This is a genomic window from Pseudoalteromonas sp. A22 (assembly GCF_018141345.1).
In the GTDB taxonomy this organism is placed as follows: domain Bacteria; phylum Pseudomonadota; class Gammaproteobacteria; order Enterobacterales; family Alteromonadaceae; genus Pseudoalteromonas; species Pseudoalteromonas maricaloris.
On sequence record NZ_CP047237.1, the window covers coordinates 272,721 to 285,698 of the forward strand.

The 12,978-nt window shown below is 43.5% G+C and carries 13 protein-coding genes; 3 read left to right on the plus strand and 10 right to left on the minus strand.

The features are described from left to right. Window positions 1-188: 188 nt before the first annotated feature. Complete coding sequence (locus GSF04_RS01120; protein ID WP_211857168.1) at window positions 189-716, plus strand: hypothetical protein; 528 nt, start codon at window positions 189-191, stop codon at window positions 714-716. 15 nt (window positions 717-731) lie between these two features. After that, window positions 732-1,166, plus strand: coding sequence for a hemerythrin domain-containing protein (locus GSF04_RS01125; RefSeq protein ID WP_211857170.1), 435 nt, complete (start codon window positions 732-734; stop codon window positions 1,164-1,166). Between the two features lie 61 nt (window positions 1,167-1,227). On the opposite strand, the gene GSF04_RS01130 is transcribed toward GSF04_RS01125, so the two are convergent. The 7 genes from GSF04_RS01130 to GSF04_RS01160 form a co-directional block, all read right to left on the minus strand. After that, window positions 1,228-1,965, minus strand: coding sequence for a sulfite exporter TauE/SafE family protein (locus tag GSF04_RS01130; RefSeq protein WP_211857172.1), 738 nt, complete (start codon window positions 1,963-1,965; stop codon window positions 1,228-1,230). 46 nt (window positions 1,966-2,011) lie between these two features. Next, on the minus strand, window positions 2,012-2,701 hold the full coding sequence (locus GSF04_RS01135) for a pirin family protein (RefSeq protein WP_211857174.1): 690 nt from the start codon (window positions 2,699-2,701) through the stop codon (window positions 2,012-2,014). Window positions 2,702-2,784: 83 nt separating this feature from the next. Next, window positions 2,785-3,684 (minus strand): LysR family transcriptional regulator, encoded by a 900-nt coding sequence (locus tag GSF04_RS01140; RefSeq protein ID WP_211857176.1) that lies wholly within the window; start codon window positions 3,682-3,684, stop codon window positions 2,785-2,787. A gap of 25 nt (window positions 3,685-3,709) precedes the next feature. Further along, a complete protein-coding gene (locus GSF04_RS01145) occupies window positions 3,710-5,563 on the minus strand; it encodes a monovalent cation:proton antiporter-2 (CPA2) family protein (protein ID WP_211857178.1) in 1,854 nt (617 codons plus the stop codon). A gap of 105 nt (window positions 5,564-5,668) precedes the next feature. After that, a complete protein-coding gene (locus tag GSF04_RS01150; protein ID WP_039495011.1) occupies window positions 5,669-6,097 on the minus strand; it encodes a GNAT family N-acetyltransferase in 429 nt (142 codons plus the stop codon). Window positions 6,098-6,364: 267 nt separating this feature from the next. Beyond that, window positions 6,365-8,449: a ferrous iron transport protein B gene (feoB, locus tag GSF04_RS01155; RefSeq protein WP_211857180.1), complete on the minus strand. Its 2,085-nt coding sequence runs from the start codon at window positions 8,447-8,449 to the stop codon at window positions 6,365-6,367. Window positions 8,450-8,467: 18 nt separating this feature from the next. Further along, entirely contained in the window at window positions 8,468-8,695 is a 228-nt protein-coding gene (locus GSF04_RS01160; RefSeq protein WP_010605304.1) for a FeoA family protein, read from the minus strand. Between the two features lie 170 nt (window positions 8,696-8,865). On the opposite strand from GSF04_RS01160, the gene GSF04_RS01165 reads away from it, so the two are divergent. Continuing rightward, a complete protein-coding gene (locus GSF04_RS01165) occupies window positions 8,866-9,897 on the plus strand; it encodes a LacI family DNA-binding transcriptional regulator (RefSeq protein ID WP_211857182.1) in 1,032 nt (343 codons plus the stop codon). 14 nt (window positions 9,898-9,911) lie between these two features. Here the strand turns inward: GSF04_RS01165 and arsJ are convergent, their stop codons facing one another. The 3 genes from arsJ to GSF04_RS01180 are packed head-to-tail and all read right to left on the minus strand — an operon-like array spanning window position 9,912 to window position 12,917. Continuing rightward, complete coding sequence (gene arsJ / locus GSF04_RS01170) at window positions 9,912-11,117, minus strand: organoarsenical effux MFS transporter ArsJ (protein ID WP_211857184.1); 1,206 nt, start codon at window positions 11,115-11,117, stop codon at window positions 9,912-9,914. Window positions 11,118-11,123: 6 nt separating this feature from the next. Then, window positions 11,124-12,134: an ArsJ-associated glyceraldehyde-3-phosphate dehydrogenase gene (locus tag GSF04_RS01175; RefSeq protein ID WP_211857186.1), complete on the minus strand. Its 1,011-nt coding sequence runs from the start codon at window positions 12,132-12,134 to the stop codon at window positions 11,124-11,126. 21 nt (window positions 12,135-12,155) lie between these two features. Next, the gene (locus tag GSF04_RS01180; protein ID WP_223193521.1) at window positions 12,156-12,917 is read right to left on the minus strand and encodes a metalloregulator ArsR/SmtB family transcription factor; all 762 of its coding nucleotides are present in this window, start codon (window positions 12,915-12,917) and stop codon (window positions 12,156-12,158) included. Between the last annotated feature and the right edge of the window lie 61 nt (window positions 12,918-12,978).

Genomic DNA, 12,978 nt, shown 5'->3' on the forward strand with positions numbered 1-12,978 from the left:
CATTATGTTGTATCAAAACATGTAGTAACTACTCGGTAATTCTTTCTTGTTTGTGCTTCATTTGTTCAACCCAACAACATATAAAATCTAAAATTATTAATAAAATTCAATATATTATAAATCTTACACTCTCGGTATAACACTTGCAGTTTGAATAATTACAAGCTGCAACGAAATTAGGAGGAGTAATGGATACTTTTGAAATATTATCCTACGCAGATCATAGAGTTGGGGCCGTTCTAACAGGGAAAGCAGCCGCAGAAGAATTGCAAAATGAATTGTTAAATAGCCACCTTGTTCAACATGAGCATCTACAACTGGTTAATCCGTATGACAAAGATGCCGACAAAAGACTTGAACCTAAAAGCGAAAGTCGTCTTGCCAGAAACATGCTTAATTGGCATTTATACCTTGGCAGCATGGGGGTGATATTAGGCTTTCTCATCGCAGGGCTATTGGTAAGTTATGGACCGGCTTTCACTCAAGCTAATCCTTATTTAACGTTTATCGCTTTATTAAGCCCCGGCTTATTTTTAGGGCTATTTGCTTCAGGCCTTATTTCTTTGCGTCCGGACAAAGATGCGTTTAATCAGGCGGTGATGAATAAAATCGCAGAGGGCAAGTGGCTGCTTATCATTAAAACGAATAATGAGGCGCATCGAAGCAAACTCATGTCGTTTTTTAAAAACAACACCAAAGCAGACGTTTTAAGCTAGAAAGAGGTAACTTACATGGAAATTTTTAATGCAATAAAGCAAGATCACGATCATCAACGCGCCCTATTGAATATGTTGGCAGACACGTCTGGTGATTCAAAGTTTCGCGAGAAGTACTATAAAGAATTGAAAGATGCGTTAGAGGCGCATGCCATCGCAGAAGAAAGGTACTTTTACGCCCCGTTAATGGAAAGCGACATGACGATCGAAGACTCTCGCCACGGTATCGCGGAGCATCATGAAATTGATGAGCTAATTGAGGCACTGGATAATACGGAGTTTTCCGACCCTAGTTGGCTAACTAAATTGAAAAAACTCAAAGACAAAGTTGAGCATCACTTGGCCGACGAAGAGCAAGCGTTTTTCCAGCGAGCGGGTAAGGTACTTGATAAAAGTGAAAAGTCGCAACTTGCAGATGAGTATCAAAAAGAGATGGAAGAGCAGTTATAGCTTTCTATGCCCACAACATCTTGTGGGCATTTACTTTGCTAGATTTTGGTAACCGACACCATCACAGCAATTTACCAATTAATACCACTCCAAGTATGAGCAGTAGTCCGTTCATCACCAGCAAAAATTGCTTTTTAGGTAAGCGTTTTGCAAGGTGCACACCGAGTCTATTACCAAGCAACGCTAAAGGAGTAAAACAGATAGCAAGCAGCACATGTTGCCACTCTAACAACCCAGTTGCAGAGAAGGTCGCCAACTTAATCACATTCATCAGTGCAAATAGTACCGCAACTGTCGCGATATAAGCCGTTGGCTCTAATTTTCGAGCATTAAAATACACCATGAGTGGTGGGCCGCCTGCATGAATTAAGGTCGTAGAGATACCAGCTGCGGTAGAGGTGCTCGCGGCCAGTAACCTTAAGTGCCCAACACTTTCAGGTGTATTTTTTATCAGTAAGCTTTTAAGCGCAAATATTATGCTCATCGCTGCAATCACAACCGTCAGCCAAAACTCACTGACGCCTTGAAGAAAAAGCGTTGCTAAGGCTATCCCGACTAGTGTACCTGGCAATAACCGCTTTAATTCTGGCACATTCCATAAGCGCCAATAGCTCTTCAGGCTAAAAACGTCCGCGACGATAAGTAGCGGAAGCATCAACGCAATGGCGTCCCTTGGGTTCAACACCATCATCAAAATTGGAACAGAAAACGCCCCTAACGCGCCTGCAAAGCCAGACTTTGAAATACCACTTAGCAGAACGACAAGGGCAATTACTGCAAGTTGTATTGGTTCTGTCATTCGTCAATTCCTTTAATTCTAGGCGCTGAATTTAATACCAATTTGCTTAATTAAGTAATAAAAACCACAGCGCTTCAACATCTGTTACTGCCGTAACCTGCATGTTGTCACCAGCAATCAGACCGATACCATCTCCTTGCTGAAATGCCTCACCATCAAGCGTCGCTTCGCCGCTAACAATGTGCAAATAGGCTTTTTGCGCGTGCGCATTCAGCTCAATCTGTTGACCTTGATGTAGCTGCAAGCGGTGTATTTCAGCTTCTGCATTGATACTCAGAGTACCCTGTGCGCCTGTAGGCGTAACGATGGGCGTAAGTGCACTACTTTGTTTAATTTGAATTTGTTCATAACTCGGCGTTATGCCTTTAAGCTTTGGCTCTATCCAAATTTGTAAAAAATGTGCAGGCGCTGTCTTTGAAGCATTATATTCTGAATGAAGAATGCCACTGCCTGCGCTCATTCTCTGAACTTCACCTGCCGCCACAGTAAACTGATTACCCATACTATCTTGATGTGCTAATTCACCGTCAATGACATAGGAAATAATTTCCATATCTCGGTGCCCATGAGTATCAAAGCCATGACCACCAAGTACTGTGTCATCATTGATCACCCTAAGATTACCAAATCCCATGTGGGCGGGATCATAATATCGACCAAATGAGAAACTATGTTGGCTTTGCAACCAGCCAAAATCTGCTTTACCTCTATCTTGTGCTTTTCGAATATATCGCATGTTTCGCTCCAAACGCATGTTGATGACCTTAGTCTATTGCCTGTTTGAAGCGAATAAAATTTGATAATTTAACATCAATCATTCTATTCAATAGAATCTTCTAGCTGCATACACTGATATCTTAACTCACCAATAAAAGCGCGCGCGGCGGGCCTAAGCCTGTCACCATCTTTAAAAATAAGATGAAGCTGTGCTTTACGCTGACTATGTTGCGATAGTGGTAGTGGTTTCAAGACGCCAGAGTCTAGTTGCATTTTTATAGCCGGAATAGGTAACCAAGCAAATCCTAAGCCTTGCGTTATCATATCTATCGAGGTTGTCATATGGCTCACCGTCCAACGTTGATGCGCTCCCAACCAACCTTCATCTTTTTTACGCGAGATTGCAGAGTCTCTTACTACGATTTGACGATGGGACTTTAAGTCCTCGAATGTAAGCGCGCGACCAAATTGATGTAATGCGTGATTGGGATTTGCCACTGCAACAAACTCGATTTGGCACAACTCTTCACTGAACCCGTCTTGTAAAGTAACCGGAGAAATAGCGATATCTACGTCGGTATTTTGCAAAAGTTCAGATGCGCCTGTTAATACTGACTCAACCAACTCGACACGCAATAAAGGGTATTGCGCAGATGTATTTTCTAGCACCTTATAGAGTACCTGCTGTGGGAAAATTTCATCGACCGCTATGCGCAGTTGGCTCTCCACTCCCTCGCCCAGCGTCTGCCCTACCGCTTCCACTTTTGCCGCTTCTTCCAAGAGATAATTGGCACGGCGCAGCATCATTTCACCCGCTTCGGTTAACAGGGTTCTTCGCCCTTCAACTCTAAAAAGCTTAACACCAAGGCCCTCCTCAATTTTATGGACCGCAGTGTGGATACTTGACTGGCTTTTATGTACTTCTTTAGCAGCTTGATTAAAGCCACCATATTCAACAACGGCTCTAAACATTCGCCATTGCTCTAATGTCACTCTCAACATACTGATTTAACCTAATATTTATACGTTATTGTTCAATGGCTGGTGGTTTATCTTCACAATTTTCACCATGGCAGGTATTAAGATCTTCTTGCGCTTTTTCGTCCGCCTGAAGTACCTGCTTGAGGTCAGCCATACGCTGACGAATCGCAATACCATAGCTTTCATCGTCTCCCCACACATCGGCAAGCATGTGCATAGATTCAACATCGTGTTTAGTAAAGAGGTAGCCCGCTCGTGCAACATCTTCTTCACTATGGCCCAATAACTTAAGCGCCTGCTCACCTAGCTTCACAGCAGAGACAAAAGTTTCTCGCTCAAACGCAGTGACACCCAATTTTATCAGTTGGTAGGCATGGCGACGGTCGGTCGCACGAACTACAAGCTTTAGATCCGGAAAGTGTTGCTGCGCTAACCTGACGATTTCGAGGGTTTTATCTGGTTCATCAATCGCTACGACCAGCATTTGCGCTTCGTGAGCCCCTGCGGCTTCGAGCAAATCTAATCGTGCACCATCGCCATAAAATACTTGATTGCCAAAGCGACGGAGTAATTCAATTTGGCTTGGGCTGTGATCCAAGATCGATAAATGATAACCCTGAGCATGGAGCAAGCGCCCTATCACTTGGCCAAAACGCCCGTAGCCGACCACAATAACGTTTTGTGTCGCTTCCATCGTGTCTAAGCTATCTTGTTCTTGAGTAGTATTGGCCTGACGTTCAACTATTTTTTCGTAAAGAATAAAAATAAGGGGCGATCCGAGCATAGATACCGCAACAACCAGTGTGACTAACGCGACTTGATCTGGAGTTAAGATTGCTAAACTGCCAGTAACAGAAAGTAGTACAAACGCGAACTCTCCGCCTTGACACAGGGCTGCAGTAAATAACCATGTCGCTCGCTTATGCAGTGAAAACGCCGTTGCCAACAAATATAAAATAACTGCCTTTAACCCCATTAATAGCACCACTGACGCTAAAATAAATAACCATTTTTGTGCCAATAAGGAAAAGTCGATTGATGCGCCGACTGTCATGAAAAAGAGGCCAAGAAGTAACCCTTTAAACGGTTCAATATCGGCTTCTAATTCATGGCGAAATTCACTTTCCGCGAGAACAACACCCGCGAGAAATGTTCCAAGGGCTGGGGATAAACCAATGCTTTGCATCAATAACGCGGTGGCGATAACGATAAATAGCGCCACTACGGTAAATAGCTCGCGCATTCGAGTGCTGGCAATATATCTAAATAACGGCGCGGCGACATAATGCCCAGCGGCGATGATAGCCAAAATCACAAAAACAGAAATAGCCACTTGGAGGTAAGTCGGGAAAGCATGTAACAAATTGCCGTGACCATCACTCACAGCCAAATCACTAAATGCTAACAACGGCATAATCGCGAGAATGGGGATCACAGCTATATCTTGAAATAACAACACCGAAAACGCATTTTGACCGCCAGATTGTTTAATCAAGCCTTTTTCATTTAAGGTTTGCAGTGCAATGGCGGTAGAAGACAGTGCCAACATTAACGCGATGGCTAATGATTGCTGCCACAAAAAGCCAAGCGCTAAATCAATCGTGAAATAGAGTACAGCCGTTGTGATAACCACTTGTAAGCCACCGAGACCAACTATAGCGCGGCGCATCGTCCAGAGCCTTTTGGGTTGTAACTCTAGCCCAACTAAGAATAGCATCATCACCACGCCAAACTCGGCAAAGTGCATGACGTCCGTTTGCTCTCCCACAAGATGAAGCAGATGAGGACCAATTAGTATCCCCGCCAATAAATATCCAAGCACAGAGCCAAGCCCTAGCCGTTTAGCGATTGGCACCGCCAATATCGCAGCAGCCAAATAGATAGTCGCGAGCAGTAACATAATAAAGACACCTGTTGTTGTTATCGTCTTTATTATGTTCAGGGTAAGTGCATTTATCCAGTCTTCGTTCTAAAAAACAAAATATAAATGACCGAAATCCTGCAATTAATCTTGTAAATCCGAATATATTGTAGGATGGCAGATCTGCATCAAAATGCTCGGATCTGGCACCGCTGCAAAGCCGAATTTTTCATATAGAGTATGCGCATCAAAAGTTGCCAGCATAAAGCGCCTTAAGCCTTGTAGCTCTGGATGTTCAACCACGGCTTGAACAATCGCTTTGCCTACCCCTTTACCTCTGGCACTTTCCTCAACTATCACGTCGGCAAGATAGGCAAAGGTGGCATAGTCAGTTATCACGCGACAAAAACCCTGAAACTCGCCTTCATCGTCCAAATACATGAAGCTCAGGCTATTTTGAATGGCCTTTTCCAGCAATACTTTAGGCATTTGTTTTGCCCAATAAGAATTAGAGATCAGCGCATGGATAGTATCAAGATGGCGTAAAATTAGAGGAGTATCAGTGGTTATCATTATTGTCCCAGTTAACGGCAAGAATAGAGCTAAAAATTAAGCGATTTTTAGCAAGAAGCAAAGTGAAATTTTCACAGTCATAAATCTTTCATTATTGCGTCACCCTTCCGTCAATAAAGCGGTGTAACCTCCTTTACGAAGACTCCCCTTGATTGATTTAGAGTTGTTGGCAGTGTTGACTCAGTTAACACTGCTTTTTTTTGCTTGATACCAAAACATAAAAAACGGCGCTCTAAGCGCCGCTCAATTAACCAAGCTTTTGAATAACTAACCTAAATTTATCTGATAGGTTGGTGGTTGGTTAAGTTTATTACCCAGTCTGGATAATCCTTTCCACCATGTAAATCCAAACAACAACATCGCTATAATCCAAAGCGAAGCACTCGTTGGCGAGGTGCTTAACTGACTAGCTTGGTAAACTAAAGTCGCCATAATATAAGCAATTGAAGTCGTCCAGCCAATAACAAGCCACATCCACTTACCGCCAGATTCACGTTTAATTGCACCTAATACCGCTACACAAGGGGTATAAAGTAAGATAAAGACAAGATAACTAAATGCACCGATTTGACCATTAAATTTCGCAGCCATTGCCGTAAGTAGCGCAGTGCCACTTTCAGCGCCTGACTCTAATTCGTTAAGTCCTAGTGGATCACCAAGGTTTGCGATAAGATCTTTACTATTGTCTACTATGGTCATCAACGCTTCTTTTAACGAAGCCAACAATGAAAACTCTCCACCTTCCTCTTCGGCACCGGTATAAAGCGCATCTAAAGTACCGACGATGGCTTCTTTGGCAAACATACCAGTCACAACACCAACCGTAGCAGGCCAGTTTTCCTCTTTTAACCCAATTGGCTCAAAGATTGGCGTGACCACTTGTGCAGCCTTCGCCAAAAGTGACTTATCTGTATTCTCATTGCCAAACGAACCGTCGGTACCAACCGAGTTTAATGCACTGAGTAAAATAACCACCATGACAATTGTTTTGCCAGCACGTTTGATAAAGCCGCTCAGACGCTGCCAAGTGGTAATGAATATATTGCGCCAAATTGGCATATGATACGCTGGCATCTCGGTAAATGAGGGTAATTTTTGCGTTTTGAATACTTGCTTTCTAAATAAAAAGCCAGAACCTACCGCGACCAATATGCCAAGCAAATACAGACCAAAAACAACATTGGCTCCGTTCGTTGGAAAGAAAGCCGCTGCAAATAACGCATATACCGTCAAACGTGCGCCGCAGGACATAAATGGCGCCATAATAATCGTCAGTAATCTATCGGACTCTCGACCCATCGTTCTTGACGCCATAACCGCAGGCACATTACAGCCGAATCCAACGATCAAAGGTACAAAAGCATTGCCAGGTAGACCAATGGATGACATCAAACGGTCAATAACAAACGCGGCCCGAGAAAGATAACCACTGTCTTCCAAAATGGATAAGCACAGATACAGCACCGCAATAACAGGGATGAAGGTCGCCACTAATTGAATACCCGCACCAAAACCATCAGCCAATAACACACCTAGCCATTGAGGTGCGCCAATATCTGCCAGCAAGATTTTTACACCATCGATAAGTAAGGCGCCCACGGCGATGTCAAAAAAGTCGATAAATACAGCACCAACATTCACCGCAATGGTAAACATTAAATACATCATGGCTAAGAAAATAGGTACACCAAGCCAGCGGTTGAGCACGATTTTATCAAGCGTTTCTGTCGTATCTGCACGTTTTGGCGTAATGATACTTACGCCATCAGCCAATTTTTTCACTGCTTGGTGACGAGCAACCGCTTTTTCGAGGGGATCGCTGCTGGCACTCTCGGTGTTTGCCGTCTCAGGTGCTTTTGGAAAACGAGTGATCTGTGCGAGTTGTTCCAACAACGCTTCTTGCCCTGTACCTTTAGCACCGTGGAATGGCACTACAGGTAACCCTAACTGTTCAGAGAGTCTTTTTAAATCTAACGTTCTCCCACGCTGTGTTGCGACATCAACCATATTTGCAACAACGAGAATAGGTTTGCCTAATTCTTTCAGCTGGGAAGTTAATACTAGATTTCGCTGTAAGTTTGCGGCATCCACGATGTTAATGATGACATCGGCTTCATTTTGCTTTAGGAAGTCACACGCGATTTGCTCATCTTGGCTTGGCTCAATTTGTTCCATGCTATAGAGCCCGGGTAAATCTACCAATTCTACGTTTGTGTTTTCTAAAGCAAAATAGCCGAATTTTTTCTCGACAGTTACCCCTGGCCAATTCCCTACTTTTTGTTTAGAGCCGGTCAGGCGGTTAAATAATGTGGTTTTCCCGCAGTTCGGGTTGCCCACTAACGCAATTTTCATACGTGAGCCCTTAATAACTTATAAAACTTCAATTTCAACGAACTGTGCGTCGGCCTTACGCACACTCACAAAGGTGTCACCAATTTTCACTTGCATCGGGCATCCAAGTGGGGCGACGTTAATGACTTCTATTTGCTCACCAGGAATAATTCCAAGTGCCATTATTCGACTCAGTAACGCAGTATCTGGATGGGTAAGAGAAGTAATGGTCGCTGCGCTATTTTTGGAAAGTTTATCTAATGTCATTGATTATGAGAACAATTTGCAATAAAAGTATGGCGCATCATACCTCATTGACTATTTTCTTTAAACTAGATTGCGACAATAATCTATTATTGCTTGTTATTTAAGGTGTTTACTAGTTAAGATGAGCTAAACCATTGCCATATGCCTGACTGTATTAAGGGGTCCTGCCAATGAGTAACGACAAAAAAAAATGGACGCTCAAAAGCATTGCGGCGGAATTAGGTGTGTCAAATGCAACTGTATCGAATGCTTTTAACAGACCAGATCAACTCTCTAAATCCAAACGAGAAGAAATTTTAAAAGCCTGTAAAGAATTGGGTTATTTTGGGCCTAACAAGGCAGCCCAATCGCTGCGTAAGGGCTCGTTTAACATTGTCGCGCTGGTACTACCCGATAGCGTTGAATATATGGTATCTGATCCCGTTGCAAGTAGCTTTATGCGAGGCGTTGCAAGCGTTTTAGAAGCTCAGCATATTAACCTACTACTGTTCTCAGGCACCGCAGATAATGTCGGAGACATTGTCGATTTCGTCGACGGCTTAATTTGTTATGGCCGCCCGCGTAATCCCAAGTTAATCGAGCATCTTGCGAATGTTAGCAAACAGGTTGTGACTGTTGACTTTGATTTGCCCTCACATGCCAGTATTAATATCGACAACCAACAAGCCGCCTTTGATGTAGCGAGTAAAGCACTAAACGACAATAGTGATGTTGCTATTTTTGGTTTGAGATTATTAGACACCGATTTGCTATGCCGCGTATACGAGCAGAGCCTAATAGACTTAGAGACTTCTATTGCGCATCAGCGTTATAGCGGATATCTCAAAGCCATTGAAGAGCGTGGGTTAACACTTGGCGAGGACAGAGTGTGGAATATTCCTGAAAGCAGCGAAAGGTTTGCAAATATCGCCGCAAAAGAACTACTTAACCTCTCACCAAGGCCTAATACCGTACTGTGTATGAGTGACTTAATTGCACTACCGCTGTTAAGAGAAGCCAAAAAACTTGGTGTAAAGATACCGCAGGAGCTTAAAGTCGTTGGTTTTGATGGCGTTGATGAAGCGCTACGCTTTAGCCCCAGCCTAACTACCATTCATCAAAATAGTGAAGAAAAAGGCCGAGAAGCAGCCAAACTCTTCTTGGATAAAAGCGATGATAAAGTAATGCTTAGCTATACCTTAAAAATGGGGCAGAGCTGTTAATTGCCCCCTATCAATTAGACGCGCCTGGGTAATCGGCAGGAAATGATCCCTGCTAACAACAACATCACACTTGATACCACTAAACAAGCCACCAAGCCATACTCCAAAAAGATCCAACCTGATAGCACGGTACCGAGTAATCGCCCGATAGCGTTCGCCATATAATAGAAGCCCACATCAAGTGACACTCCATCACTATCGGCCAAACTCACAATAAGATAGCTGTGAAGAGATGAATTGATAGCAAACACAAAACCAAAGAGCAAAAGTCCACCTACTACGGCTAAGCTTGTCCAGAGCTGCGCTTGAAGTGAGATAGCAATCAACAGCGGAATAGCTGCCAAATACAACGCCCATCCGCTGACTTTACTTGGTGTTGATGCAAACGTATCACGACTAATAAATCTAGGAGTTGTTGATTGCACGATGCCATAACCGATGACCCAAGTAGCCATAAAGCCACCAACCCACCAATGATCCCAACCGAACTGCTGCGATAAAAAGACAGGAAGCGCAACCACAAACCAAACATCCCGTGCGGCAAATAAAAACAATCGCGCGGCAGACAGCATATTAATTGCTCGGCTTTTTGAAAATACATCACTAAATTTGGGTTTGCTTTTAGCCTTGCCTAAATCGCTTTTTAAGCTGATAAGGCTAAATAGCCACACTAATAGCAACATGATTGCCATCAACCACATCGCGCCGGTAAAGCCAAGTAAGGTAAGCAACAACCCGCCAAGAAAAAATCCGACGCCTTTTAGCGCATTTTTAGAGCCGGTAAGTATTGCTACCCATTTAAACAAGGTCCCTTCTTCACCCGATTTTACGATGGCCTTTATCGCACTTTTGGCACTCATTTTATTGAGATCTTTGGCAATACCTGAGAGCGCCTGTGCCGCCATAACATAAGGCACGGTGAGCCAGTGCGTTGGTGCTACCAACATCAATAATGCCACTATTTGTATGCCTAACCCAATATTCATGGTGCGGTTTAAGCCAATGCGTGCGCCAAGCCATCCTCCAATTAAATTGGTGATAACACCAAAAATTTCATAGAAGAGAAATAGCATGGCAATTTCAAGCGGGTTATAACCCAATTGATGAAAGTAAAGCACCACCAACATTCTGAGCGCACCATCCGTTAAGGTAAACGCCCAATAGTTGCCTGTCACAATGAGGTACTGCTTGATATCTTGAGGTATATTGCGCAGCTGCATAATGTCTTATTCGCCTAACGACAATCCGACTTTACGTACTAATTCCGCGGTACGATTTGCATAGCCCCACTCGTTGTCATACCACACATACAACTTAACCTGAGTACCATTAACTACCATTGTAGATAACGCATCGACGATACTAGAGCGAGGATCCGTTTTATAGTCAATAGAAACTAATGGTCTTGATTCATAACCTAAAATTCCGTTAAGCTCATTAGCAGCAGCTTGCGCCATCCAGTGGTTAATCTCTTCCACTGTGGTTGGCCGTTCGACCTCGAACACGCAGTCTGTTAATGAAGCATTCGCCAATGGAACACGAACGGCGTGACCATTTAGCTTACCTTTTAATTCAGGAAAGATATGGGTAATAGCAGTCGCTGAACCCGTTGTTGTCGGAATTAAACTCATGCCACAGGCCCGCGCGCGGCGTAAATCCTTATGTGGCGCATCCAAAATGGTTTGCGTGTTGGTGATGTCATGAATAGTTGTCATCGAACCGTGTTTTATGCCGATATTTTGTTGCAATACTTTTACGACTGGTGCTAAACAGTTCGTGGTACAAGAAGCGGCCGTAACAATTTGGTGGGGCATGTCGTCGTATAGATGGTCATTCACTCCCATCACAATATTCAATACGCCTTCTTCTTTTACCGGTGCCGTAACAACAACACGCTTAACGCCTTGATCTAAATACTGTTGCAGCAAAGCTTTGGTTTTCATTTTTCCGGATGCTTCGATCACGACGTCACATTGAGACCAGTCGGTTTGCGCAATCTCTTTGTTTTGAGTCACCGACAACACAGTTTCAACTATTTGGATCTGTTCATCTTGAAAAGACACACTGTGATGCCATTTACCATGGACAGAATCAAACTCTAGCAAGTGTGCTAGGGTTTCTGCATTGCCCGCAGGATCGTTAATTTGTACAAACTCGATTTCAGGCCAGTCAAAGCTAGCGCGAAGCGCCAAACGCCCCATTCGACCAAAACCATTTATCCCTACTTTAATCGTCATAAGAACTCCAAAATCTAATTATTAGTTACAGCAAGTTGCCATGCGTGTTGGCCGTTCGCCCATCGCATTTAGCCTCACTAACTCAGCTTTTATATAATCTGGTTGATGCATAACCGTGGCGTTTATCACCGCCTTCATCCATAGCGGTAGTGTTGGGTTTATAGAATAAAATACCCATTGTTTTTGCTTGCGATCACATAGAATTCCAGCCTTCTTCAGCTGCGCTAAATGCCGTGAAACCTTGGGTTGGCTATCTTGTTCAAGCGCAGCCATTAGCTCGCAAACACATAGCTCACCTTCCACCATCAACATGGCAAGCGTTTTTAAGCGGATCTCATCCGCTAGGGATTTATAAAATTGCAAGGGTGTAAGTAGCGTATGTTGTGGCTTACCTTCGCGTAGTAGGGAAATAACTTGTTCATTGATGTCGAACAAGGTTTGCTCATAAGCGTTATTGCGGCTTCGCTCAGCTGGACTCGCAATATCCCACGCAAGGACATGTTCTCCTTGCAGTTTACCTTCGCATTCAGATTGCACTTCAGAGCATAAAGTTACCACCACATCAAAGTGTTCGTCCTTATACTCATTGAGGTGTTTACTGTACAGATTGTCCGTATTAATCCCTAAACGGCGTAGCATTGAAAGCGTAGTCGCATTCACCGTGCTTGGCTTAGTGCCTGCACTATAGGCATGAACATCCGAACCGCCATGAAAGTTAGCTAGCGCCTGTGCTAAAATTGACCGCGTTGAGTTTCCAGAACAAAGAAAAAGTATCTTCATCATCGCATAACAAATTAATTATATAACCTTATTGTTATATAGCTAATCCACTATGTCAATTACG

What these genes read in the sequence shown, in the direction of transcription:
- GSF04_RS01160 (WP_010605304.1), bottom strand. Translation starts at nt 8,695, where the DNA reads ATGACATTAGATAAACTTTCCAAAAATAGCGCAGCGACCATTACTTCT.
- GSF04_RS01120 (WP_211857168.1), top strand. Translation starts at nt 189, where the DNA reads ATGGATACTTTTGAAATATTATCCTACGCAGATCATAGAGTTGGGGCC.
- GSF04_RS01135 (WP_211857174.1), bottom strand. Translation starts at nt 2,701, where the DNA reads ATGCGATATATTCGAAAAGCACAAGATAGAGGTAAAGCAGATTTTGGC.
- GSF04_RS01140 (WP_211857176.1), bottom strand. Translation starts at nt 3,684, where the DNA reads ATGTTGAGAGTGACATTAGAGCAATGGCGAATGTTTAGAGCCGTTGTT.
- GSF04_RS01130 (WP_211857172.1), bottom strand. Translation starts at nt 1,965, where the DNA reads ATGACAGAACCAATACAACTTGCAGTAATTGCCCTTGTCGTTCTGCTA.
- GSF04_RS01180 (WP_223193521.1), bottom strand. Translation starts at nt 12,917, where the DNA reads ATGATGAAGATACTTTTTCTTTGTTCTGGAAACTCAACGCGGTCAATT.
- GSF04_RS01175 (WP_211857186.1), bottom strand. Translation starts at nt 12,134, where the DNA reads ATGACGATTAAAGTAGGGATAAATGGTTTTGGTCGAATGGGGCGTTTG.
- GSF04_RS01165 (WP_211857182.1), top strand. Translation starts at nt 8,866, where the DNA reads ATGAGTAACGACAAAAAAAAATGGACGCTCAAAAGCATTGCGGCGGAA.
- feoB (WP_211857180.1), bottom strand. Translation starts at nt 8,449, where the DNA reads ATGAAAATTGCGTTAGTGGGCAACCCGAACTGCGGGAAAACCACATTA.
- GSF04_RS01145 (WP_211857178.1), bottom strand. Translation starts at nt 5,563, where the DNA reads ATGTTACTGCTCGCGACTATCTATTTGGCTGCTGCGATATTGGCGGTG.
- GSF04_RS01150 (WP_039495011.1), bottom strand. Translation starts at nt 6,097, where the DNA reads ATGATAACCACTGATACTCCTCTAATTTTACGCCATCTTGATACTATC.
- GSF04_RS01125 (WP_211857170.1), top strand. Translation starts at nt 732, where the DNA reads ATGGAAATTTTTAATGCAATAAAGCAAGATCACGATCATCAACGCGCC.
- arsJ (WP_211857184.1), bottom strand. Translation starts at nt 11,117, where the DNA reads ATGCAGCTGCGCAATATACCTCAAGATATCAAGCAGTACCTCATTGTG.